We start from the raw sequence: 23,950 nt of genomic DNA, 5'->3' as shown, positions 1-23,950 counted from the left end.
CGCGGCGGCTCAGATCAGATCGTAAAGCAGATAGGCATCCACCAGCTGATCCAGCGCGGCGGTCACGCCGATCAGCGTCACCGCATCATGGCTGGCGCCCTCGGCATCGGTGACGACGATGATCGTATTCCTCCCCGCATGGCGCACCGACAGGCTCAGCGCATCGTCAACGCCGCCATCCGACAGGTCGAACTGAAAGGAATCGGTCCCGACAAGGAAATCGGTCACCGTCACCGCCGCGCTGGTGGCGAGCGCCGTGTCGCCCGCCGCCCCGATCACGATCACATCCGCCCCCGCGCCGGTGGTGATCGTATCCGCGCCCGAGGCGAAGATCGTGTCATCGCCCTCCCCGGCATCGATCCGCGCCGCATCATCGGCCACCAGAAGCCCCGAGGCATCGCGCACCCAGGTATCGCGGATCACGTCGTTGCCGCTGCCGCCGTAAAGCGAATCCGCGCCATTGCCGCCCACGAGCGTATCGTTCCCGGCATCGCCGCAGATCCGGTCGGCATCCGCATCGGTGCCGTCATCGCTCAGCAGGTCGTTGCCCTCGCCGCCCCGGGCCCGGTCGTTGCCCGCCCCCCCGGTCAGGCTGTCGGCGCCATTTCCTCCGAGCAGAAGATCGTCGCCCTCGCCGCCCAGCAGCACGTCATGGCCTTCGCCCCCCGTCAACTGATCCGCCTGCGCCCCGCCATCCAGCGTGTCATTGCCGAAATCGCCGAACAGCCGATCGGCGCCGCAGCCGCCATGCAACATGTCGTTGCCGGTGCCGCCCGCCAGAGTGTCGGCCCCGAGATCCCCCCAAAGCACATCCGCCCCGGTGTCGCCAGACAACAGGTCATCGCCGTCGCCGCCGCGCAGCAGATCATTGCCCGCGCCCGCAAAGATCGAATCCGCCCCGCCCCGGCCATAGATGTGGTCACCCAGCTTGGTCCCGATGATCCGGTCCGCCGCGGCGCTGCCCCATGTCGGAGCCACGGCCGCCGCAAGGACCGATTGCGCCGCCGCCTTGATCGCGTCCATCCGCGCGTCAAAGGCTTCGGCCCCCGCAAGCTGCATCGGCAAAAGAAAGGAATTACGCATGACCACCCCGGATATGTTTAAAAAACGTTAACTGTGTAGCACGGGGCGGCAGGGGGCGGAAACGAAAAGGCGGCCCCGGATCGGGGCCGCCTGAAAACGGAGTGTTTCGAAACGATCAGCGTTTCGAGAACTGGAACGACCGACGGGCCTTGGCCTTGCCGTATTTCTTCCGTTCGACAACGCGGCTATCGCGGGTCAGGAAGCCCGCGGCTTTCAGCGCGGCGCGCAGCGACGGCTCGTGCAGTTGCAGGGCTTTCGAGATGCCGTGCTTGACCGCACCGGCCTGCCCCGAAAGACCGCCGCCGACGACCGTCGCCATCACGTCATACTGGCCTTCGACGCCCGCGACGCCGAACGGCTGGTTGACGATCAGCTGCAGCACCGGACGCGCGAAATAGACCGGCATTTCCTTGCCGTTCACGGTGATCTTGCCGGTGCCGGGCTTGATCCAGACCCGCGCCACGGCGTTCTTGCGCTTGCCCGTCGCATAGGCACGGCCCAGCGCGTCACGCACCGGGGTGCGCTCCACCGCAGCGGCCACGGCCGCCGCCGGGGTGCCCGAAACGGCCGACTTCAGATCGTCGAGGGATTTGATATCGGACATGATCAGGCGCTCCGGGTGTTCTTCTTGTTCAGGACCTTGACGTCCAGAACTTCGGGCTGTTGGGCTTCATGCGGATGGGCGGCCCCGGCATAGACGCGCAGGTTCGACATCTGCGCGCGGCCCAGACGGTTGCGCGAGATCATGCGTTCGACGGCCTTGATCACCACGCGCTCGGGATGCGCGCCTTCCAGAACCTGACGCGCGGTGCGGAACTTGATCCCGCCCGGGTGGTTCGTGTGCCAGTAGTAGCGCTTGTCTTCGCGCTTGGCACCGGTCATCTGCACCTTGTCGGCGTTGATGATGATGACGTTGTCACCCATGTCCATGTGGGGGGTGAAGGTCGGCTTGTGCTTGCCACGCAGGCGCATGGCAACGATCGTGGCGAGGCGGCCCAGAACGACGCCTTCGGCGTCGATCAGGATCCACTTCTTCTCGATCTCCGCCGGTTTCGCGGTATAGGTTTTCATTGTCGATCGCCCTTTGAAGGGTTGGGAAACTTGATGCGGGCTTATCCGCGCTTTCCAGACACAAATCAAGCACGTTGACGCGATTTATTTCGTTTATAATCAGTGCCTTGCAAAATAGGTATTTAAATACCCCACGCAAGGCGCGAAAACGGGCCGGTCCCGGCCGCGCGATCGGTCGCGCCCCCGGCGACGCCGCCCCATGCTAGGCTGAGGCGCGGCAACCAGAAGACGGGGATGGCATGACGGACGAGCAGGCGAGCGGATCGACACCGGGCAAGCCGCTGTCGGCGGGACGGCGCATCGGGCTTCTGGCCGGGCCGCTCTGCCTCGTGCCGGTGCTGGCCCTGCCCGCGCCTGCGGAGCTCTCGCCCGAGGCCTGGCGTCTGGGGGGGCTGACGCTGTGGATGGTGATCTGGTGGCTGAGCGAGGCGGTGCCGCTGGCCGCCACCGCGCTCCTGCCCGTCGCGCTGATGCCGGTTCTGGGCATCCTGCCCATCGCCTCGGTGAGCGCGCATTACGGCAATCCGTTGATTTTCCTGTTCCTTGGCGGCTTCCTTCTGGCCGCCGCGATGGAGCGCCACGGGCTGCACCGGCGCATCGCGCTCTTCATCGTGGCCCGTGCCGGGCAGTCCGCGCGCAGCCTGATCTCGGGCTTCGCGCTGGCCACCGCCTTTTTGTCGATGTGGATCTCGAACACCGCGGCGGCGATGATGATGGTCACCGTCGCCACCTCGGTCGTGATCTTCGTCGAGACCCACGCCGACAGGGAACGGGCACGGGCCTTCGGCGTGGCGCTGATGCTGGGCATCGCCTGGTCCGCCTCGATCGGCGGCGTGGGCACGCTGATCGGCACGCCGCCGAATGCGCTTTTGGCCAGCATTCTGGCCGAAAGCCACGGGATCGAGATCGGCTTCTTTCAATGGATGCTGTTTGGCGTGCCGGTGGTGGCGGTGATGCTGCCGATCATGCTTTTGCTGCTGACCCGCTGGATGTTCGACCTTGGCGGGCTGGATCTGAGCGCGGCGCGGGCGCTGATCGCCACCGAGGCCCGGGCGCTTGGCCCGCTCGGCCGGGCCGAGGCGATCGTGGCCGCGGTCTTCGTGCTGACCGCGCTGGCCTGGGTGCTGCGCGCGCCGCTCGGCCTGCCGATCTCGGACAGCGGCATTGCGATCACCGCGGCGCTGGTGCTTTTTGCCTGCCCGCTCGGGCGGGGCCGCGGCTTCGTGCTGGACTGGAGCGTCGCCCCCGCCCTGCCCTGGGGCATCCTGCTGCTTTTCGGCGGCGGGCTGGCGCTGGCGGCGGGGTTCGAAAGCTCGGGTCTGGCGGCGGCGGTGGGGGGGCTTGCGCGCGGTCTGGCGGCGCTGCCGCTGTGGCTTCTGGTGCTGATCGTCGCGGCGGGGATCGTGTTTCTGAGCGAGCTGACCTCGAACACCGCCGCCGCCGCGACTTTCCTGCCGGTGACGGCGGCGGTGGCGACGGGGCTTGGCCTGGCCGTGCCGTGGCTGATGCTGCCGGTGGCGGTTGGCGCCTCGATGGCCTTCACCCTGCCCACCGCCACGCCGCCCAATGCGATCGCCTTTTCCTGGAAGGGGTTGCGGCTTGCCGACATGGCCCGGGCGGGGGCGCGGATGGACCTGATCGCCGTCGTGGTGATCTTTGCCGCGGTGATGCTGCTGGCGCCGGTGGTCTTCGACCTTGCGCCGCCTCAGCGCGGCGGGACCGAATAGGTCATCGAGGCCCGCGCCACCGGCTCCGCCTCGCCTTCGGAAAAGATCAGGCAATCGCCCACCGCCAGGCTGCGCCCCAGTTTCAGCACCCGCACCCGCGCCAAAAGATCGATCCCGGCCAGCGGCTTGCGCAGAAAGTCGATCGTCGCGCTCGTCGTCACCGACAGCGCCACCGGGCCGATGCGGCTCAGGATCGCCAGATAGATCCCCACATCGGCCAGCGCGAACATGCTCGGCCCCGAGACCGTGCCGCCCGGGCGCAGGTGGCTTTGATCGACGCGCAGCCGGATCACCGTTTCCGCCCCCGCTTCGATCACCTCGAACATATCGGCGACCTGCGCAAACTCGCGGCGCAAAAAGGCGTTCAGCGCCGCCACGTCCATCTTCAGTTCCATCTTCCCTCCCGGCCTCTCCTGCGCCTAAGCTTCCGGTCACGGGGAGGAATTGCAATGAACGAGCTTGTCGAGATCGAAAAACGTGGCGTCATCGCGCATCTGACGTTGAACAGCCCGGGGACGCTGAATGCGCTCTCGGATGCGATGCTGGCGGCGCTTGCGGCGCGGCTGGCCGCGCTGGCCGGGGATGCGAGCGTGAAAGTCGTGGTGCTGAAGGGCGCGGGCAAGGCCTTTTGCGCGGGCCATGACCTGCGCGAAATGCAGGCGGGGCGGGCGGCAGCGGATGGCGGGCGGGCGTATTTCGCCGATCTTTTCGCGCGCTGCGCCGCGGTGATGCAGAGGATCCCCGCCCTGCCGCAACCGGTGATCGCCGAAGTCCACGGCATCGCCACCGCCGCGGGCTGCCAGCTTGTCGCCAGCTGCGATCTGGCCGTCGCGGCCGAGGGCACGCGCTTTGGCGTCAACGGGGTGAACATCGGGCTTTTCTGCTCGACGCCGATGGTGGCGCTGAGCCGTGTCGTGCCGCGCAAGGTCGCCTTCGAGATGCTGACGACGGGGGACTTCATCGACGCCGCCCGCGCGCGCGAGGTCGGGCTGGTCAACCGCGTCGTGGCCCATGGCGATCTCGAGGCGGCAACGACAGCGCTGGCCGAGACCATAGCTGCGAAACTGGGCGCGGCGGTCAGGATCGGCAAGCGGGCGTTTTACGAGCAGATCGAGATGGAGACGGCCGCAGCCTATGAACATGCCGGGGCGGTGATGGTGGAAAACATGCTTTACCGCGACACCGCCGAGGGGGTGCAAGCGTTTCTCGACAAGCGCAAACCGGATTGGGCGTAACCGCCTCAGCGCATCCGCCGGGTGATCGCCGCCGCCTGGCGCGCGCGCTTTGCCGCCTGACGCGCCGATTTCGCCGCCTTGCGCTCGGCCTTGGTCATCTGCGCGGCGGGCTTGCCCTTGCCCGCAGCCAGCTCGATCCCCTTCGTCACGCCCACCCGCAGCAGACGGCGCAGGATCATGCTCCAGACCATCTGCAACAGCTTCATCGGGTCCATCTCACTCCTCCTCGAAAAGCTCGCTTTGGCCCACCATGTCGGCCTCCTCGTCCTCGGCCCCCGGCATCGGCCGGTTGTCGAGCAAGCCCGCCGCGCGAAGCTCCTTGATCCCCGGCAGATCGCGCGCCGATTCAAGGCCGAAATGATCGAGGAACGTCTCGGTCACGATGAAGGTCACCGGACGGCCGGGCGTCATCCGCCGCCGCCCAAGCCGGATCCATTCCAGCTCCAGAAGCTGGTCGATGGTGCCGCGAGAAACCGCAACGCCCCGGATTTCCTCGATTTCCGCCCGCGTCACCGGCTGGTGATAGGCGATGATCGCCAAGGTCTCGATCGCGGCGCGGGACAGTTTGCGCAGCTCCACCGTTTCCTTCTGCATCAGAAAGCCCAGATCGGGCGCGGTGCGAAAGGCCCATGCGTCACCGATCTTCACCAGATGCACGCCGCGCCCCTCGTAGCGGCGGCGCAGATAGGCCAGCGCCTCGGCGGCATCACAGCCATGCGGCATCCGGTCCTGCATCTCGCGCAGGCTCACCGGCTCGGCCGCGGCGAACAGGATCGCCTCGATCATCCGCTCCTGCTCAGCGAGCGGCGGCGCGTCGAAGAGCGATTTTTCGTTCGGATCGTAACGGCTGTCGCTCATGTGCTGGTCCGCGGCGTGGTTCGGGCGCGAATGGTGATCGGCGCGAAGGTTTCGGTCTGGTGGATCTCGATCTGGCCCTGTTTCGCCAGTTCGAGCGAGGCCGCAAAGGTCGCCGCGGTGGCAGAGCGGCGCCGCTTCGGGTCCGCCCCCCAGCCCTCGGGCAGATAATCGGTCAGATCGGTCCAGCTGCCTGCATAGCCGATCAGGGGTCGCATCCGTTCCAGCGCCTCTTCCATGGTGAAGATGTTCTTGCGATCAAAGGCATAGGGGCGGAATTCGTCGCGGGTGCGAATCCGCGCATAGGCCTGCATCAGCTCCAGCAGCGTCGCGGAATAGGTCACCTTGCGCACCCGCTCGACCGTCTCGCTGTAGCCGCGGGCAAAGAAGTTGCGCCCCAGCTGATCGCGCGCCATCAAGGTTGCCGCCGCCTCGCGCATCGCCGAAAGCCGTTCCAGCTGGAAGGCCAGATGCGCGGCAAGGTCTTCCGCCGAGGGGCCATCCTCGCCCGGTTCGGGCGGCAGCAGCAGACGTGATTTGAGAAACGCCAGCCAGGCCGCCATCACCAGATAATCGGCCGCCAGTTCAATGCGCAGCGCCTTGGCCTCGTTGACGAATTTCAGATATTGCTCGGCCAGCGCCAGAACCGAAATGCGCCGCAGATCGACCTTTTGCGTGCGCGAGAGCGTCAACAACAGGTCAAGCGGCCCCTCGAAGCCGTCGACATCGACAATCAGCGCCTCGGCCGCAAGCCGTTCGCTGACACTCGTGCTTTCAAAAAGGCTTGCCGTTTCCTCAGCCATCCGACCCGCCACCGACGGCGTCAAATTCCGCCGCCAGCGCCGCCAGATCAACCGCGCCGGGGGCATGGCGGAAGCGCAGCGCCGCCGCGGCGCGCAGGCTGGCCGCGGGCGAAAGCCGCCCCGCCGCCGCCACGGTCTCGGCCAATTCGGCGCGGCTGCCGTTGCAATGCAGGATCACGTCACAGCCGGCGGCCAGCGAGGCCGCGGCGCGGTCGGCAAAGCTGCCCGAAAGCGCCTGCATCCCGATGTCATCGGTCATCAAAAGCCCGGCAAAACCGATCTCGTGGCGGATCAGATCGATCATCTTCGCGCTTTGCGTGGCAGGCGCGTTGTCAAAGGCGGTGAAGCGGATATGCGCGGTCATGCCGAGCGGCAGATCGGAAAGCGCCGCGAAGGGGGCGAAATCTTGGGCCCGCAGATCCTCGGCCGCGGCACTGACCACGGGCAGATCCTTGTGGCTGTCAGCCTCGGCCCGGCCGTGCCCCGGCATGTGCTTGAGCACCGGCAACACCCCGCCCGCCAGCAGGCCATCGGCCGTCGCGCGGGCGCTTTTCACCACCGCATCAACGGTTTCGCCAAGGCAGCGGTTGCGCAAAAACGGATGCGTCTGCCCGCCCGCAATGTCACAGGTCGGCGCGCAATTGCCGTCGATGCCGACCGCGCGCAGCTCGGCCGCCTGCAGCCGGGCGCGCAGCCACATGCCCCGCGGACCGCGCAGCAGCGCATCCTCGAGCGGCGGCGCCCAGTCGCGCCAATGGGGCGGCCGCAGCCGTTGCACCCGCCCGCCCTCCTGATCGACGAAGATCGGCGCCTCGCGGCCCAGGGCCGCGCGCAGATCAGACGTCAGGCGGCAAAGCTGCGCCGGATCCGCGACGTTGCGGGCAAACAGGATCAGCCCCCAGGGGTCAGCCTCGCGCAAAAACGCGGCTTCATCGGCGCCCAGCACCGTCCCCTCGACGCCCAGAATCGTGGCGCCACAGGGGGTTACTTGATCACGGTCGGAATGCAATTCGCCCCCTCGGCCACCAGCGCGGCGCAGAACTGGCGCGCTTCCTCGACCCCCTTGAAGCCAGAGACGCGCAGCCGCCAGAAGCTGCGCCCGCCCGAGGCGGCCTCTTGCACGATGCGTTTCTTGCCCGCCATCAGCGCCTCGAACCGGCCCGAGATCCGGCCCCATTCGGCCCGGGCCTCCTCGGGGCTGTCAAAGGCGCCCAGTTGCACGACCCGCGTGCCCGAGGGCAGATCGGCCGCCTTGAGCTCGACCGTTTCGGGGCCCGCCAGCGCCGCCGCCACCGCCTGCGCGGCAGCTTCGGCCTCGATGTCAAGATCGGGCCGGGCCAGCGGGCGGGGCGATTTCACCACGCCGGGCACGTCGGCGGGAATGACCGGCTCGGCAGGCGGCGGTTCGACGGCCGTTTCGGCGGGCGCGGTTTCGGTGAGGGCCGTTTCTGCGGGCGGCTCGGGATCGGTCGGCAGCTCCGCGGCCGGATCGGCAACGGGCGCGGCCAGCGCGGGTTTCGGCGGCAAGGCGCTGTCGGGCACCGGCACCGGCGGGCCTTCCATCGCCAGATCCTCCGCGTCGGCGGGGCGATCCACCTGCGGCAGCGGCTTGAGTTCGGACATCGGCGCATCATCGGGCGAAAGACCCGTGGGCGGCGGGGCCAGCACGACGCGGCTTGGCCCCGGCGCGGCCAGGCCCGAGCCCGCCACCTCGTTCACCGCCAGCCCGACATGGGCCGCCAGATCGCCGCCCGGGTCCGAAGGCGCCATCCGCGCCGGACCCTCAAGCGCGCGGATCACCGGTACGCCCGACACGTCGCGCACGGCGAGCCGATAGCCCCAGACGATCACGCCCAAAATCAGCGCGCCGGAAACGGCCGCCCCCGCCAACTGCACCCAGCGCGCGGACTGGGGCGCAGGCATGTCAAGGCCGGGGCCATAGTCGCCCCCGCCCTGCCTGCCAAAACCCCCGCCATTGCGGGTGTCGGGATCGGTCATGCTCGCCCCATCTCCGGTTTTCGGGCCGGTCCGGCCCTGCCCCCCGGTGGTGCCTTAGCGCATCTCTTCGGCCGGGGTGACGCCAAGAATACCAAGACCGGCCGAAATCACAACGGCCGAGGCCCGGGCAAGGGCGATTTTCGCCGACGAGGCGGCCAGATCGCCTTCCTGAAGGAACCGCAGCGCGGGCTCGTCATTGCCGCGATTCCACAAAGCATGCAGGTCCGAGGCGATCTCATAAAGGAAGAAGGCGATGCGATGCGGCTCGTTCGCGCGGGCGGCGATTTCGACCTGACGCGGCCATTCGGCGATCTTCTTGGCCAGCGCGCGTTCGGCCTCGTGGGTGTTGCGGTCCAGATCGGCGGCGGCCAGCGCGGCATCGGTGACGTCGATGCCCAGATCAACCGCCTTGCGCAGCACCGAGGCGACCCGGGCATGGGCATATTGCACATAAAAGACCGGGTTGTCCTTGGATTGCTCCAGCACCTTGTCGAAGTCGAAATCCAAGGGCGCATCATTCTTGCGCGTCAGCATGTGAAAGCGCGTCACCCCCGCCCCCGCCTGCTCGACCACGTCGCGCAGGGTGACAAAGGTGCCCGCACGCTTGCTCATCTTGAAGGGCTCGCCATTCTTGAACAGCTTCACCAGCTGGATGAGCTTGATGTCCAAGGGCACCCGGTTTTCCGAAAGCGCCGCCACCGCCGCCTTCATCCGCTTGACATAGCCGCCATGATCGGCGCCGAAAACGTCGATCAACTGATCGAAGCCGCGCTCGATCTTCGTCCAGTGATAGGCGATGTCGGGGGCGAAATAGGTCCAGGCGCCGTCCGATTTCTTCACCGGCCGGTCGACGTCATCGCCATAGCTGGTCGAGCGGAACAGCGTCTGTTCGCGTTCCTCCCAATCCTCGGGGAGTTTCCCCTTCGGCGGCTCCAGCACGCCTTCGTAGATCAGGCCCAGATCCTGCAGCCGTTGCAGCGCCGCCTCGATCCGGCCGGTGCCGTAAAGCGACTTTTCGGAGTAGAAGACATCCATCTTCACGCCCAAAAGCGCCAGATCCTCGCGGATCATCGCCATCATCGCCTCGGTCGCGAACCCCCGCACCTCGGCCAGCCAGTCGCTTTCGGGCTTGTCGATCAGGCTGGCGCCGTATTTTTCCTTCAGCGCTTCGCCCACCGGGATCAGGTAATCGCCGGGGTAAAGCCCCTCGCGGATCTCGGGCTCGAGCCCGTTCGCCTCGCGGTAGCGCTCATAGGCCGAGCGCGCCAGCACATCGACCTGCGCGCCGCCGTCGTTGATGTAATATTCGCGCGTCACATCGTAGCCCGCGAAATCGAGCAGCGAGGCCAGCGCATCGCCGAAAACCGCGCCGCGGGTATGGCCCACATGCATCGGCCCGGTCGGGTTCGCCGAGACATATTCGACATTGACCTTGATGCCGCGGCCCAGATCCGAGCGGCCGAAATCGGCGCCCGATTGCAGCGCCGCGCGCACGACATCGGCCCAAAGCCCGGGCGCCAGCCGCAGATTGATGAAGCCCGGCCCCGCGACTTCGGCCGATGCGATCCGCGCATCGGCAGCCAGCTTCGTCACCAGCCCCTCGGCCAGCGCGCGCGGATTGGTTCCGGCGGGTTTCGCCAGCACCATCGCGGCATTCGTCGCCATGTCGCCATGGGCGGCATCGCGCGGCGGCTCGACCGCCACGGCCTGGGCGTCAAGGCCCGCGGGCAGCGCGCCTTCGGCCACCATCGCATCCAGCGCGGCAAGCACGACCGCGCGCACATCAGCAAAGAGGTTCATGATCTGATCGCTTCCTTCGTTGCCTCACCCCTGCCAGAGCGGCGCCCTGCCGTCAACTCTTGCCCCGCCTCGGCGCTTGCACTTGGCTTTCGAAGCCGGTTCAATGCTGTCCGAAGGGGACCAGCCATGACCGAACCCGAAGACAGGCACCGCCCGACACGGGCGGCGCGGGGCGAATTCGACGCGGGCGAAAGCGGCCTTGGTCTGGGTCTGGGCATGGCCTGGGAACGGCTCGTGGCGCGCGAGCAGCCCTTCGAGCTTGCGCCCGGCGACCTGCCGCCCGCCGATCTGGACCTGAACGCGCTCTGCGACAGGCCGCTGATTCCCCCGCCCGGCGCGGTGGAACCGGAAACTTTTACCGATTTCTCCGCCCGCGCGCGCAATCTTGCGCGCAAGATGGCGGCCGAAGACCCGGCCACGACCGAGCTTGAATTCCTGCATGCGCAGCTTGTCATGGTCTTGCGCCGCGCCGCGGTGCCCGAGGCGGCGCGGCGCCTCTATTTCCGGATCTGGGACGAACACGGCGCGCGCCTGGCGCGGGACATGCCGACGCGCTGGCGGGTGTCGGCGGCGCAATGCTTTGCCGATCACGGCCGGACCGAGGCCGAGCGCAGCCTTGGCGCGCAGATGGCGCTGATGTTCGGGCTGGTGAAGCTTTACGAAACCGAGCGGCGCTTTTCCGGCCTTGCCGCCTGGGAGCCGTTCCCGAACCGCCGCCCGCACCGGGGGCCGCTGATGATGGGGCTTTCGGCCTATGACCTGCGCGGCGGCGATCTGCCGCGCAATCTGCTGGCGCGGATCTGGCGGCAAAGCCACGATGCCGGGCCGATGGGGCAGCTGGCCGAGGCGCTGATCTCCGATTTCGAGATCTCGAACCGGGGGCTTTTGATCCGTTTGCGCAAGATGGGAAAGCGCGTCGCACCCCGTTCAGATTGACGGATCGCGATTTTTCCGCTAACGCGACCTCACCCGCAATCCGGCGGGCAGACGGGACGCCCGGTTTCAACGCGTCCCCCCACCCCGCGCGCGGGGCTTCCCCACGGGCCACAGGACGCCCATGACGAAGTTTATCGATCTCAACCTTGACCCTGCCGTTTTGCGTGCCATCGCGGATTCGGGCTATGAAACGCCCACCCCGATCCAGGCGGGCGCCATTCCCCCCGCGCTCGAAGGCCGCGACGTGCTCGGCATCGCCCAGACCGGCACCGGCAAGACCGCCTCCTTCACCCTGCCGATGGTCACCATGCTGTCCTCGGGCCGCGCCCGGGCGCGGATGCCGCGCTCGCTCGTGCTCTGTCCGACGCGGGAACTGGCGGCGCAGGTGGCCGAGAATTTCGACACCTACGCGAAATACACCAAGCTGACCAAGGCGCTCTTGATCGGCGGCGTCAGCTTTGGCGAACAGGACAAGCTGATCGACCGCGGCGTCGACGTGCTGATTGCGACGCCGGGCCGCCTGCTCGACCATTTCGAGCGCGGCAAGCTTCTGCTCACCGGCGTGCAGATCATGGTGGTCGATGAAGCCGACCGGATGCTCGACATGGGCTTCATCCCGGATATCGAGCGGATCTTCCAGCTGACCCCCTTCACCCGGCAGACCCTGTTCTTTTCCGCCACGATGGCGCCGGAAATCGAGCGCATCACCAACACCTTCCTGCATGCGCCCGCCCGCATCGAGGTGGCGCGTCAGGCGACGGCCTCGGAAACGATCACGCAAAAGCTGATCCAGATCACGCCGCCGCGCCGCGACCAGTCGGCCAAGGCGAAACGCGAACTGCTGCGCGCGATCATCAAGTCCGAGGGCGAGGCCTGCACCAACGCCATCATCTTCTGCAACCGCAAGACGGATGTGGACATCGTGGCGAAGTCGCTGAAAACGCACGGCTTCAACGCCGCGCCGATCCATGGCGATCTGGACCAGAGCCTGCGCACGAAAACGCTCGACGCGTTCCGCGATGGCACGCTGCAACTTCTGATCGCTTCGGATGTCGCCGCGCGCGGCCTTGACATTCCGGCCGTCAGCCATGTCTTCAACTACGATCTGCCCAGCCATGCCGAGGATTACGTCCACCGCACCGGCCGCGCCGGGCGTCTGGGGGCCGCCTTCTCGATCGCGACGCCCGCCGATGACAAATATCTGACCGCGATCGAAGCGCTGGTGAAGATGGCGATCCCGCGCGCCGATCCGCCCGAGGGCTTTTCGCTGTCGGATGCGGCGCATCGCGAGCCGCGCAAATACGACGACGACAAGGGGCCGAAATCGGGCGCGCGGTCCTCGCGCACGCGCTCGGGTCGGGGTCGGGATGAAAAACGTCCGCCGCGCGAAGACCGCGCCCCGGTGATCGTCGCCGTCGAGGAAGACAGCTCGCTGATCGTCGACGTGCCCGAGGCGAAACGCTCCGAGGGGCGGCGCTCCGAGCCGCGCCGCAACGACAGCCCGCGGTCGGAGAGCCATCGCCCCGATCCGATCCGCCCCGATGGTCCCCGCGAAGACCGCCGGTCGGAACCCTATCGTGACAGCCGTCGTGGCCGCGATGGCGGGCCTGCCGTCGTCGGCATGGGCGATCACGTGCCGGATTTCCTGCTGCGCTCGTTCCGCACCACGAAGCCGGTGATCGAGGACAAGGACAGCGACGAGGCCCCCGAGGCCGAGGTGGAAACCCCGGTCAGCGAAACCTCGGAAGGCTGATCCGCCGCGAAGAAACGCAAAGCCCCGGTGTCCCGGGGCTTTTCTTTTGGCTCAGGCGCCGAAGGTGCGTTCCAGAACGCCGAGCCAGTTTTCATGCGCGATCTTGCGGATCAGCGGCTCCCCCCAGCCATGATCGCGCATCGCCTGGATGAAGCCCGGCAGCCCCGCGACATCGCCCAGCACTTCGGGAATTTCCGCGCCATCGAAATCCGAGCCCAGCCCCACGTGATCCTCGCCCAGACGCGCGATCAGATGATCCAGATGGCGCAGCATCGGCTCCCAGCCGCAGCCGGAGTCCTTGCGGCCATCGGGCGTCAGGAAGCTGACGGCATAGTTCAGCCCGACCATGCCGCGGCTTTCGCGGATGATGTTCAATTGCCGGTCCGTCAGATTGCGCGAAGACGGACACAACGCATGGGCGTTCGAATGGGTGGCGACGAGCGGCGCATCCGACAGCGCCGCCACATCGTCAAAGCCCTTTTCGTTCAAGTGGCTGAGGTCGATCATGATCTTGAGCCGGTTGCATTCCCTGACCAACCGCTTGCCCGCCGCGGTCAGGCCCGGCCCGGTGTCGGGGCTGGAGGGGAAGGCAAAGGGAACGCCATGGCCAAAGATCGTCGGGCGCGACCAGACGGGCCCAAGCGAGCGCAGCCCGAGCGCGTGAAAGGCGTAAAGCGCGTCCAGATCGGCGTCGATCGCCTCGGCGCCCTCCATATGCAGGATGCCGGCGATGACGCCTTCGGCCATCGCGGCGCGGATCTCGCCCGCGGCGCGGCAGATGCGGAAGGCGCCCCCCGACGCGCGCCCCATCCACAGCATCAGGCTTGCGGCGCGCAGCGCCGGATCGGCGGCCTCGGCGGCGTCCATCAGCGCGGGCAGCGGCAGACGATAGGGCGGATCGGCCATCTGCGCCATCAGATCGGCGTCATCATGCGCGACCGGGGACGGCAGATAGATCGCGAAAAAGCCGCCCGCAAAGCCGCCCGCGCGCATACGCGGCAGATCGAGCTGCCCCCGGCCCTCGCCCGTCAGCCAGATTTCGCGTCGCTTTTCAGGCGCTTCCAGAAGCCGCAACAACAGATCGTTGTGGCCGTCAAAGACCGGGATCATCGGGTTTCCTTTCCGGCGGGGTCCAGCATCCGGTCCGCGGAGGCCGCGAACAGGCTTTGCGCGTAAGCAGTCTTCATCCGGGCCTGGGCCAGGTCGTCGCGCGCCAGTTCCTCGACCGCGCGGCCGTTCTGCATCACCAGAACGCGGTCGCACATGTGGTCGATCACGGCGAGATCGTGGCTGACCATCAGGAAGGTCAGCCCGCGTTCCGTCCGCAGCCGGTTGAGCAGGTTCAGAACCTCGGCCTGCACCGAGGCATCGAGCGCCGAGGTGGGTTCGTCCAGCAGCAGGATTTCCGGTTCCAGCATCAGCGCGCGGGCGATGGCGACGCGCTGGCGCTGCCCGCCCGACAGCTGATGCGGATAGCGAAAGCGGAACGAGGTCGGCAGGCCGACATCGGTCAGCGCCCGCACCACCCGCGCATCGGTCTCGCCGATGCCATGGATGGCCAGCGGTTCCGACAGCGTGTGGTCGATGGTGTGGCGCGGATGCAGGCTGGCATAGGGATCCTGAAACACCATCTGCACGCGGGCGGCAAAGGCCTTGTCGCGCGGCGATCTCAGCGGTTGCCCGCCAATGCGGATCGCGCCGCCCGAGACCGGCGCCAGCCCGCAGATCGCGCGCAGGATGGTCGATTTGCCCGAGCCACTTTCGCCGACCAGCCCGAAGCTTGCCTGCGCGGGCACGCGCAGGCTGACGCTTTGGACCGCGCGGACGGTGCGGCCATGCGCGCGGAAGGTGACCGAGAGATCCTCGATTTCGATCAGATCAGACATGCGCCCAGTCCCCCGTGCGGTCGAGCCCCGGCAACGGCGCCCGCGGGCCGCCGATCCGCGGCAGGCAGTTCAAAAGCCCCTGCGTATAGGGATGTTTCGCCGCCATCAGATCGTGGGCCGCCAGCTCCTCGACGATGCGGCCGCGATACATCACCAGCACCCGGTCGCAAAACCGCGCCACCAGCCGCAGATCGTGGCTGATGAAAATCAGCCCCATGCCGCGGCTTTTCACCAGATCATCCAGAATCGACAGCACCTCGGCCTGCACCGTCACGTCCAAGGCCGAAGTCGGCTCATCGGCGATCAGCAGGTCGGGCTCGGGGATCAGCATCATCGCGATCATCACCCGCTGCCCCATGCCGCCCGAAAGCTCATGCGGCCAGGCTTCCATCACCCGCTCGGGGTCGCGGATCTGCACCGCTTCGAGCGCCGCGATGGCGCGCTGCCGCGCCTCGGCCCGGCTGATGCGGTCGCGGCGCAAGAGCCCCTCGGTCAGTTGCGCGCCGATCCGCATCACCGGATTGAGCGAATATTTCGGGTCCTGCATCACCATCGCCAGACGCGGGCCGCGCAGGGCGCGCATCTGTTTTTCCGAGACTTTCAGCAGGTCGATGCCGTCGAAGGTCATCCGATCCGCCTCGATCCGCCCTGGCGGCCGGATCAGCCGCAAGACCGAGCGCCCGGTGATGGTCTTGCCCGAGCCGCTTTCGCCGACGATCCCCAGCCGTTCCCGGCCCAGCGAAAAGCTGACACCGCGCACGGCCTCGACCGGGCCGGTCTCGGTGGCAAAGGTGACGCGCAGGTTTTCGATCTGCAACAGGCTCATCGGGATGCACTCCGCGGGTCGAGGACATCGCGCAGACCATCCCCCAGAAGGTTGAAGCCGAGCGAGACGGTAAAGATCGCCAGACCGGGCATGGTGGCAACCCACCATTGCTCGAACAGGAACTTGCGGCCAGACGAAATCATCAGCCCCCATTCCGGCAGCGGCGGCTGCACGCCAAGGCCAAGGAAGCCCAGACCGGCCGCGATCAGGATCACCCCGGCCATATCGAGCGTGACGCGGATGATCACCGAAGGCAGGCACATCGGCACGACATGGCCCCAGATGATCCGCCCCGCCCCCGCGCCCTGCAGCCGCACCGCGGCGATGTAATCGGAATTGCGCACGGTCAGGGTTTCCGCCCGCGCGACGCGCGCATAGGGCGGCCAGGCGGTCAGCGCGATTGCCAGCACGGCATTCTGCACCCCCGGCCCCAGCACGGCAACCAGCGCCAGCGCCAGGATAAGCCGCGGGAAAGCCAGGAAGATATCGGTGATCCGCATCAGCACGGTATCGACCCAGCCGCCGAAATAGCCCGCGACCGTGCCGATCAACAGCCCGATCACCGGCGCGGTGACGGCGACAAGGGCGACGATGGACAGCGTGATGCGGGCGCCATGGACGATCCGGCTCCAGATATCGCGGCCGAAATCATCGGTGCCCAGCCAATGCCCGGGCGTGCCGGGGGGCAAAAGCCGCTCGGCCAGGTTTTGCGCGAAAGGGTCCTGCGGCGCAAAGACCGGCGCCGCGGCGGCCAGAAGGCACAGCGCCGCGATGATGAAAAGACCCAGCATCGCCAGCGGGTTGCGGCGCAGCCGCAGCCAGGCAAGCCAGGCTTGGCCCAACCGGGCCTGACGGCGCGAGCTGGGGTTCGGATCGGTCAGCCAAAGGGTCAGCGCGGTCATCAGCGGGCCCTCGGATCAACGATGCGGTAGAGGATGTCGGAAGCCATGTTCAGCGTGACGAAGACGACGCCCACGACGACGGTGCCACCCAGAACGGCGGGCATGTCGGCGGCGAAAAGCGCGTCGGTGATGTAAAGGCCAAGGCCCGGCCAGGCGAAGATCGTTTCCGTCAGGACCGAGCCTTCGAGCAGATAGGCGTAAGACAGCGCGATCACGGTGATCAGCGGCACCGAGACATTGCGCATCGCATGCACCCAGATCACCCGCCATTCCGGCATCCCCTTGACGCGGGCGGTGGTGACATATTCCTGGCTCAGTTCGGTCATCATGAAGCTGCGCGTCATGCGGCTGATGTAAGCCATGGAGACATACCCCAGAATTCCCGCAGGCAGCAGGATGTGGGAAATCGCATTGGCAAAGATGTCCCAGGCGCCGTTCAGCGCAGAATCGATCAGGATGGCGCCGGTGTAGCGGGTCATGCTGAATTCCAGCATCATCTCGTAAGTCGCATCCAGCCGCCCGGGGCCACCGACCCAGCCCAACTGGCCGTAAAACACCAGAAGGCCGATCAGGCCGAGCCAGAAGACCGGCATCGAATAGCCGACAAGGCCGACAAGCCGCACGATCTGATCGGAGAGCGTGCCGGGCCGGGTCGCGGCCAGAACGCCCGCGGGCACGCCCAGCGCGACGCCGATCAGCGTGCCCAGCGTGGCCAGTTCCAGCGTGGCGGGGAAGACGCGGGCGACATCCTCGATCACCGGGGTGCGGGTGCGGATCGACTGGCCCAGATCGCCCTGCACGGCGTCGCGGACATAGATCCAGAACTGCTGCCAGAGCGGTTGATCCAGGCCCAGCGCCTCGCGGACGGCCTGATACTGCGCCTCGGTGGCGCGTTCGCCGACGATCGAGAGCACCGGATCGATCGGCACGACGCGGCCGATGACGAAGGTGACCAGCAAAAGGCCCAGAAGCGTGATGGCAAGGGTGAGAAGACCCCCGGCCGCATGGCGCGCGAGCGCAGGCAGACGGGAGGACGGGGCGGGGGAAGGTTCGGTCGTGGTCATGGGGCAAGCCCCGCCGCCCGGATCGGCCCCGGGCGGCGGGATCGTCTTACTTGGTCACGGTCCAGTAGCTCGCCTGATCGGTGGCGCCGCCGGCGTGGAAGCCCTTGATATTGGCGCGCAACGCATCTTGCCGCGCCATCTGGAACATGGTCACGAAGGCCGAGCTGTCGCGGTGCACGCGCTGCATGTCTTCATACATCGCGGCGCGCTTGGCGGCATCGGGTTCGGCCACGGCGGCCTCGGCCTCGGCGCCCATCGCACCCGGATCCCAGGCCGTGCGCCAGGCCAGATAGCCCGTCGCCTTGGCCGCGTCCGAGTTGTCGGGGTTTTCGGCGAAGGTCGAGGCGTTGGTATGCGGGTCGGGATAATCCGGGCCCCAGGTCTGCAGGGTGATCTGATGCTGACGGCCCCGGTATTTCTCCAGCACCTGCTTGCCGTCGCCCACATCCAGCGTGACGTTGATGCCGATCTGCCCGAAGGTGTGCTGCACCGATTGCGCGATGTTCATCCGTTCGGGGTTGTTGCGCACGGTCAGGCTGACCTCCAGCGGCAGTTTCACCCCCGACTCCGCCAAGGCCGCCTTGGCCTTTTCCAGATCGAGGCTATAGGGCGTGTCGTCCAGCGCGCCCAGGAAGCCCCTGGGCAGGAAGGCCTGATGCACGACCCATTGCCCCTTCAGGATGCTGTCGGCCATGCCCTGATAATCGACCGCCCAGCGCATCGCTTCGAGCACCTTGGGGTTCGCCAGATCGGCCACCTTCTGGTTCATCGCCAGATAATAGAGCTGCCCGCCGACATCCTTTTGCACCACGATATCGGGATTGCCGCTGACGCCCTCGATATCGGTCGGGGTCATTTCGCGGGCAATGTCGATGTCGCCCTTTTCGATCAGCAGCCGCTGCGTCGCGCCTTCGGGGATATGGCGCATCAGCACGTTCCTGATCGGCGCATCGCCGCGCCAATGCCCCTCGCGGGCCTGCAGGATATAGCCCTCGTTCGGCTTGAACGAGCGCAGCACATAGGCGCCGGTGCCTTCGGAATGCGACTTGAGCCATTCATTGCCCATGTCGCCGTTCACCTCATGCTCCATCGCCGCCTTGACATCGACGATATAGGCGGTGGTCGAGGTCAGGCAGTTGTAGATGAAGCTGGGCGCATAGCGCTTGTCGGTCTTCAGGATCAGCGTGTCGCCGTCAAAGCTGACGGTCTGCTCGACATTCTCCTTGGTCAGCCCGAACTGGGTAAGGATGAAGGCCGGGGTCTTGTCCATCTGGACGACGCGGCGCAGAGATTGCGCGGCGGCCTCGGCGGTGACCGGATTGCCGCTCGAGAAGGTGACACCCGGGCGCATCTTGAAGCGATAGGTGACGCCATCTTCATCGACCGACCAGCTTTCGGCCAACCCCGGCACCAGCTCACCGGGTTTCGCGGGGTCAAGCTCCACCAGCGAATCGTAAAGGTTGTTGTTCAGGTCCGCGCCCGAGAATTCAAAGGCTTCGGCCGGGTCGATCGAGACGATATCGTCGATCGCATCCGCCAGAACCAGCGTGTCGGCGGGCGTCTGCGCAAACAGTGCTGCGGGCGCGACACAAGCAAGAAGGGCGGCGAAAGCGGCCGCCGGGCGAAGGCTGCGGAGTGATGTCATGTGCGGACTCCCTGTCCTGTCGTTTCTTGTCGCGGGCGATCCGAAGCGGACCGACCCGATCGGACGAAGCTGGCCCGTTCCTTGCGGAAGATCAAGCGCGCGTGAACGCAAAGGCGCCTTGCAGCGGGAAAACGCCCGGCGACTGCCCGGCGTTTCCGCAGCGCGAACGACCGCCCCCGCCCTGCCGCGCGAATCGTCAACGCGGCCACGTCAAGCCCCCCGGCCCGACCTCCGACGGCCGGGACGGCCAACCGCGGCGGGATCGCGGCAGAGCGGCCCGGATCGCGCAATTTTGACACAATTGCCACTGACCGACGGTTGAGCGCGCGCGGCCAGTGCCGCCCCGAAAGCAGAATTATTGCCGCTTGGTTAACAGTTTTCCCCAAGTTTTAAGGGGTTGGCCGGGGAATTAAGGAGTCATTAAGGATTCTTGACGGCCTCAACACGTCGTTAACCTTTTGTTTCCATTTTGGGCGACAATTCCGAAAAGCTTCCTCACTCATGCCGCAGGCGGTGCCGATAGTGTCCTCATCAGACGGGTGCCCAAAGGGTGCCGACCAGCCGAGGAGAACCAACATGGCGTTCACGTTCCGCAAGAAGCACGAGATGAAAGAAGCCCAGCCGGTTGCGCTCGCCGTGGCGGCGGAAACGGAACACCTGGCCCTGTCCGAGAAGATCGCGCAATACGACTATCTCGAACATCTGCTGGAAGATCTGATCGTCGAACAGGAAACCCTGTCGCGGCAGTTCTACGCCAAGCAGCGCGAGACCGAGACCGACACGGTCGCGCTGGACTCGGGTGAGATGGTGGCCCGGGACAGCCTGACGATCACCGATCTTTCCTACACGGATTTCAAGCAGTTGAGCGATCTGGCCAAGCGCGTCGTGCCGGAGGGCCTGCCCAATGCGCATCGCCGCTTCGTGCTCAAGGCCTGCAGCCCCGAGATGGTGGCGATCGAGGATCTGGAAGAGATGATCAAGCTTTACCGCTACCGCATGGGCGTGGCGGAGCAGGACATCCTCGACCACCGTCCGACCTCGATCCTCGAAGCGACGGCGAAGCTGCGCTTCATGTCCAGCCTGATGCTCGACGGGCTCGACATCAAGCACGACTATTTCTTCTACCTTGTCGAGGAATGCGCGATGATCATCGAAAAGGTCGAACGTCGCCGCATCGTCTGAGATCGAAGGCCCTGCCCGCCGATGCGGGCCGGGCAGAGCAGTGGCACGCGTTCCAGTGCCCGGTCGGTGCCAGAGCGATGCAAATCGACATCGCCGGAACCGATAATTCCTCCCCCCCAGGGGGAAGCCGGGATTGTTAACCATATCTTAACCAATCCTGCGCGAGTCTCGCACAAAAGAAACGTCGGGGTGGCCCACTCCCCCACCGACGCATGCGAGGCAAAGGAAGATCGAAATGTCCCCCGAAGACCACGGCCAAGAGCAGCCCCCCAGCCTCTGGGTGCGGATGCGCAACCTGCTGACGCCCGGTGCCACCCGCCGGGCGGCCCGTCTGACTGCATTGCACCAGCAGATCGAGGCGGTGCGCGACAAGGCGCTGCAAGTCGTCGCCCATGCGGGCGAGGCGCGCGAACGCTGGCTTTTGCTGCAGGAAGAAGATCTTGATCTGGCCGTGGGCGAAATGCGGATGCTGGCCGCGGTGACGATGCAGGCGGAATTCATCCTGCGCGCCCAGGCGCAGCGCACCCGGCACGACACCCTGCCCGAGGCGCAGCTGAAAGCGCTCTCGGAGCAGCTGCACCAGACCCTGGCGGCACTGGAAGATCTGCGCACGGCGGCGGCGCTGTCGGCGCTGAAGGCGCGGCACGGGCTGTTGATGGCCCATCCCGAACCGCTTGGCCCCGAGGGACGCCCGGCCCAGCCCCCCCGCCCGGTGCCGCAGCGCCAGGGCAAGCTGCGGATGCTGAACGGCGTTCCCGCCGGGGCGCGGCCGCTGCCGACGGCGGTCTGATCAGCCGCGCAGCCGCGCCACCAGCCGCAGGGCCGGATCGACGACATACATCGCCAGCGGGATCAGCAGCAGCCCGAAGAGCAGCCCCAGCACGCCATCCAGGGCGGCCGTCACAAGCCATGCGGTGAAGCCGCCCGCGGGCAGCAGATGGCCCGCGCCCTCGGCCAGATGGTGGATCGTGTCATAGGCGGCGGGCCAGCCGAGTTCGGCCGCGCCATGCAAAAGGATCGAGCCGCCGACCCAGATCATCGCCGCGGTGCCGACGATCGACAAAACCGTCATCAGCGGCGGCATCGCCCGCACCAGGCCGCGCCCGACCCAGCGGATCGGCGCAATCTTGCCCCTGCGCGCCAGCCACAGCCCGACGTCATCGGCCTTCACGATCAGCGCGACGCCGCCATAGACCAGAACGGTGATCCCCACCGCCACCACGGCCAGCGCCAGCGTCTGCATCCAGAGCGGCTGCCCCGCGGGCAGCGAGGCCATGGCGATGGTCATGATCTCGGCCGAAAGGATGAAATCGGTCTTCACCGCGCCCGAGACCTTTTCGCGCTCGAGATGAGCCGGATCGCCCGCCGGATCGTCTTTCGGATCGACATGGCCATCGGCATGGGGGCCATGCGGGAACAGGACGTGAAAGACCTTTTCCGCGCCCTCGAAGCACAGATAGGCGCCGCCGAGCATCAAAAGCGGCGTGATCACCCAGGGCGCAAAGGCCGAGAGGAGCAGCGCGACGGGCAAAAGGAACACCAGCTTGTTGCGGATCGAGCCCATCGCGATCTTGCCCACGATCGGCAATTCGCGGCTGGCCTCGAACCCATGCACATAGCGCGGCGTGACGGCGGCATCGTCGATGACGACCCCCGCGGCCTTGGCCCCCGCCTTGGCCGCGCCCGCGGCGACATCATCCACCGAGGCGGCCGCAATCTTGGCGATCCCCGCCACGTCATCCAGAAGGGCGAGAAGGCCGCTCATTCAAATCTCCCTTGGGTTTTGCGGGTAAGTAGGGGCTGGGGGCGCGTGGTGCAAGGGGAATACGCGACACAAAACCACCTTTGAGAAACATATCACCGAGGATACTCTTTTTCGCCGAAAAGCTCACAACGTTAACGCCATCAAAAAAAGCAAACCGAATCGGCGAACAACACGCAAAGCAAGAGAGCCAAAGAATAAATTAAGAGCGATCGAGAGAGGTTGAGAGTTAACGCTATGCTGGATTGGATATTTTTAGCTGAAACGTCGGTCAGATGGGCCATCTTAAAGACTTTAGACGGTTTATTCTCCAAGGGAATTGGACTTGGCTCCCTCAGAAGCTTTCGCGACCGGAATGAAATATTTAAAAATAAATCCGAGATAGTATCCGAGACAGACCTTTTCAAATTCTACGGGAAAGAAAACCACATCAAAACATTCATCAGCGGAAAAGTGGATTACCTACCAGCTTGCCACTTCATCTCGCCAGCGGAAAGCAAATCAAATAGAATTACCCTTCGATGGAATGACGAAAAGAGAATTTTAAGCCGAAAAGTATCGAGCTTCACGGAGCCACTACTGGACGATTTAAGGAAATCCGGCAAAAAACGGAATCACTTATTCGACGGCGAGCCATTTTGCATAAACAAGATCGAAATCCATAAAAATGAAATCTCGATAACATTCTCCAGATGTAGTTACTTCGACTCGCTTAGAACTCACTTTTCTCCCGACATCATATTAGAAGGAACCACGCTCCGCAGAAAACTACTCGATGACTCCCAACAGCTTCCGCAGATCGGATCTGAGGATTTGACTTGGCACATGGGCGTCGTGGGAATGGCAGAAACATCCGACAACAAGTTGATCTTTCAGCTTAGAAGTAGATCTGTCGCGAATAGACCAAACTCCATCTCCGCTTCTTTTTCCGGCACGATTGAAGGAAATGATCTTCTTGAACTCGAAAGCGATCAAGATGGGCTTAACCGCATCACACAAAGCTTGAACCGTGAATGCCTAAAAGAACTAGGAGTTCACTTCTATGACAAAAAAAACACCGCCTATATTTCTTGGCGGAATTAGGGAGTATTATAGACTTGGCTTTCCCGACTTTTATTTCTACTCACGCATAGAGAAGTCATCGACCTCCATCACCAAAGAAGCCTTTATGGCCGAAGAACGGAGTGAGTTTTACAAGTTGATATTCTTCGACTTCAACTCACGAGCCTTTCTCGAAAACCCGCGCACATATCGAAGCGCTTTTGATTCCTCCGTAAAGAAAATCGCAGACGAATTGCGAAGGCGAGGCAATATCACAGCTATCATCGGCATTTCGCTTCTGTATGAAGAATTAATTCGGCAATCAGAAAAATAAATAGCTCCGTCTCGACTTCCCCCCAAAACCAAAAGGCGCCCCCGAAG

General features: G+C 65.6%; 24 protein-coding genes. 7 read left to right on the top strand and 17 right to left on the bottom strand.

Going from position 1 to position 23,950, the window contains the following annotated elements:
- Positions 1-9 precede the first annotated feature (9 nt).
- From LY44_RS18425 to rplM, 3 genes are all read right to left on the bottom strand, one after another.
- A complete protein-coding gene (locus LY44_RS18425; RefSeq protein ID WP_081024533.1) occupies positions 10-1,083 on the bottom strand; it encodes a calcium-binding protein in 1,074 nt (357 codons plus the stop codon).
- A gap of 115 nt (positions 1,084-1,198) precedes the next feature.
- Positions 1,199-1,687: a 30S ribosomal protein S9 gene (gene rpsI, locus LY44_RS07915; protein ID WP_055213433.1), complete on the bottom strand. Its 489-nt coding sequence runs from the start codon at positions 1,685-1,687 to the stop codon at positions 1,199-1,201.
- Between the two features lie 2 nt (positions 1,688-1,689).
- Positions 1,690-2,154 (bottom strand): 50S ribosomal protein L13, encoded by a 465-nt coding sequence (rplM, locus tag LY44_RS07910; protein WP_013066607.1) that lies wholly within the window; start codon positions 2,152-2,154, stop codon positions 1,690-1,692.
- A gap of 239 nt (positions 2,155-2,393) precedes the next feature.
- Between rplM and LY44_RS07905 the strand changes: the two genes are divergently transcribed.
- A complete protein-coding gene (locus tag LY44_RS07905; protein ID WP_081024534.1) occupies positions 2,394-3,881 on the top strand; it encodes an SLC13 family permease in 1,488 nt (495 codons plus the stop codon).
- Here LY44_RS07905 and LY44_RS07900 read toward each other — a convergent pair.
- Positions 3,860-4,276, bottom strand: coding sequence for a PaaI family thioesterase (locus tag LY44_RS07900; protein ID WP_055213436.1), 417 nt, complete (start codon positions 4,274-4,276; stop codon positions 3,860-3,862). The genes LY44_RS07905 and LY44_RS07900 overlap by 22 nt on opposite strands.
- Before the next feature lie 54 nt (positions 4,277-4,330).
- Here LY44_RS07900 and LY44_RS07895 point away from each other — a divergent pair, with 54 nt between their 5' ends.
- Positions 4,331-5,116 carry an enoyl-CoA hydratase gene (locus tag LY44_RS07895; protein ID WP_055213438.1) on the top strand — a complete coding sequence of 262 codons (786 nt, stop codon included), beginning with the start codon at positions 4,331-4,333 and terminating at the stop codon, positions 5,114-5,116.
- A gap of 5 nt (positions 5,117-5,121) precedes the next feature.
- Here LY44_RS07895 and LY44_RS07890 read toward each other — a convergent pair whose 3' ends face one another.
- The 6 genes from LY44_RS07890 to argS are packed head-to-tail and all read right to left on the bottom strand — an operon-like array spanning position 5,122 to position 10,572.
- Positions 5,122-5,331 (bottom strand): hypothetical protein, encoded by a 210-nt coding sequence (locus LY44_RS07890; RefSeq protein WP_055213440.1) that lies wholly within the window; start codon positions 5,329-5,331, stop codon positions 5,122-5,124.
- Position 5,332: 1 nt separating this feature from the next.
- Positions 5,333-5,974, bottom strand: a complete 642-nt coding sequence (scpB, locus tag LY44_RS07885) for an SMC-Scp complex subunit ScpB (protein ID WP_055213442.1) — start codon at positions 5,972-5,974, stop codon at positions 5,333-5,335.
- Positions 5,971-6,774 carry a segregation and condensation protein A gene (locus LY44_RS07880; RefSeq protein ID WP_055213444.1) on the bottom strand — a complete coding sequence of 268 codons (804 nt, stop codon included), beginning with the start codon at positions 6,772-6,774 and terminating at the stop codon, positions 5,971-5,973. The genes scpB and LY44_RS07880 overlap by 4 nt, the downstream gene beginning before the upstream one ends.
- Entirely contained in the window at positions 6,767-7,783 is a 1,017-nt protein-coding gene (locus tag LY44_RS07875; RefSeq protein WP_055213445.1) for a glycoside hydrolase family 3 N-terminal domain-containing protein, read from the bottom strand. Before LY44_RS07875 ends, LY44_RS07880 begins: the two co-directional genes overlap by 8 nt.
- Positions 7,759-8,772 (bottom strand): SPOR domain-containing protein, encoded by a 1,014-nt coding sequence (locus LY44_RS07870; RefSeq protein WP_055213447.1) that lies wholly within the window; start codon positions 8,770-8,772, stop codon positions 7,759-7,761. Before LY44_RS07870 ends, LY44_RS07875 begins: the two co-directional genes overlap by 25 nt.
- A 54-nt stretch (positions 8,773-8,826) precedes the next feature.
- Positions 8,827-10,572 carry an arginine--tRNA ligase gene (gene argS / locus LY44_RS07865; RefSeq protein WP_055213448.1) on the bottom strand — a complete coding sequence of 582 codons (1,746 nt, stop codon included), beginning with the start codon at positions 10,570-10,572 and terminating at the stop codon, positions 8,827-8,829.
- A 126-nt stretch (positions 10,573-10,698) separates the two neighbouring features.
- On the opposite strand from argS, the gene LY44_RS07860 reads away from it, so the two are divergent.
- Together LY44_RS07860 and LY44_RS07855 are read left to right on the top strand one after the other, a co-directional pair.
- Positions 10,699-11,508 (top strand): hypothetical protein, encoded by an 810-nt coding sequence (locus tag LY44_RS07860; RefSeq protein WP_055213450.1) that lies wholly within the window; start codon positions 10,699-10,701, stop codon positions 11,506-11,508.
- Between the two features lie 121 nt (positions 11,509-11,629).
- The gene (locus tag LY44_RS07855) at positions 11,630-13,261 is read left to right on the top strand and encodes a DEAD/DEAH box helicase (protein ID WP_055213452.1); all 1,632 of its coding nucleotides are present in this window, start codon (positions 11,630-11,632) and stop codon (positions 13,259-13,261) included.
- Positions 13,262-13,312: 51 nt separating this feature from the next.
- On the opposite strand, the gene LY44_RS07850 is transcribed toward LY44_RS07855, so the two are convergent.
- The 6 genes from LY44_RS07850 to LY44_RS07825 are packed head-to-tail and all read right to left on the bottom strand — an operon-like array spanning position 13,313 to position 19,584.
- Positions 13,313-14,371, bottom strand: a complete 1,059-nt coding sequence (locus tag LY44_RS07850; protein WP_055213454.1) for a dipeptidase — start codon at positions 14,369-14,371, stop codon at positions 13,313-13,315.
- Complete coding sequence (locus LY44_RS07845; protein ID WP_055213456.1) at positions 14,368-15,147, bottom strand: ABC transporter ATP-binding protein; 780 nt, start codon at positions 15,145-15,147, stop codon at positions 14,368-14,370. Before LY44_RS07845 ends, LY44_RS07850 begins: the two co-directional genes overlap by 4 nt.
- Entirely contained in the window at positions 15,140-15,973 is an 834-nt protein-coding gene (locus LY44_RS07840) for an ABC transporter ATP-binding protein (RefSeq protein WP_055213458.1), read from the bottom strand. The genes LY44_RS07845 and LY44_RS07840 overlap by 8 nt, the downstream gene beginning before the upstream one ends.
- Positions 15,970-16,875 carry a nickel transporter permease gene (gene nikC / locus LY44_RS07835; protein ID WP_055213460.1) on the bottom strand — a complete coding sequence of 302 codons (906 nt, stop codon included), beginning with the start codon at positions 16,873-16,875 and terminating at the stop codon, positions 15,970-15,972. Before nikC ends, LY44_RS07840 begins: the two co-directional genes overlap by 4 nt.
- Positions 16,875-17,939, bottom strand: a complete 1,065-nt coding sequence (locus LY44_RS07830) for an ABC transporter permease (protein ID WP_055213461.1) — start codon at positions 17,937-17,939, stop codon at positions 16,875-16,877. The genes nikC and LY44_RS07830 overlap by 1 nt, the downstream gene beginning before the upstream one ends.
- 46 nt (positions 17,940-17,985) lie before the next feature.
- Positions 17,986-19,584: an ABC transporter substrate-binding protein gene (locus LY44_RS07825; RefSeq protein ID WP_055213462.1), complete on the bottom strand. Its 1,599-nt coding sequence runs from the start codon at positions 19,582-19,584 to the stop codon at positions 17,986-17,988.
- 576 nt (positions 19,585-20,160) lie between these two features.
- Here LY44_RS07825 and LY44_RS07820 point away from each other — a divergent pair.
- Positions 20,161-20,766: a hypothetical protein gene (locus tag LY44_RS07820; RefSeq protein WP_055213464.1), complete on the top strand. Its 606-nt coding sequence runs from the start codon at positions 20,161-20,163 to the stop codon at positions 20,764-20,766.
- 235 nt (positions 20,767-21,001) lie between these two features.
- Entirely contained in the window at positions 21,002-21,556 is a 555-nt protein-coding gene (locus LY44_RS07815; RefSeq protein ID WP_055213466.1) for a hypothetical protein, read from the top strand.
- Here the strand turns inward: LY44_RS07815 and LY44_RS07810 are convergent, their stop codons facing one another.
- Entirely contained in the window at positions 21,557-22,531 is a 975-nt protein-coding gene (locus LY44_RS07810; RefSeq protein WP_055213468.1) for a DUF808 domain-containing protein, read from the bottom strand.
- A gap of 234 nt (positions 22,532-22,765) precedes the next feature.
- On the opposite strand from LY44_RS07810, the gene LY44_RS17650 reads away from it, so the two are divergent.
- Positions 22,766-23,611 carry a hypothetical protein gene (locus LY44_RS17650; RefSeq protein WP_146707220.1) on the top strand — a complete coding sequence of 282 codons (846 nt, stop codon included), beginning with the start codon at positions 22,766-22,768 and terminating at the stop codon, positions 23,609-23,611.
- Positions 23,612-23,950 lie beyond the last annotated feature (339 nt).

It is taken from the genome of Rhodobacter capsulatus (assembly GCF_003254295.1).
In the GTDB taxonomy this organism is placed as follows: domain Bacteria; phylum Pseudomonadota; class Alphaproteobacteria; order Rhodobacterales; family Rhodobacteraceae; genus Rhodobacter; species Rhodobacter capsulatus.
The sequence above is the reverse complement of the archived record's forward strand: the minus strand, read 5'-3'. Positions and strand labels throughout refer to the sequence as shown.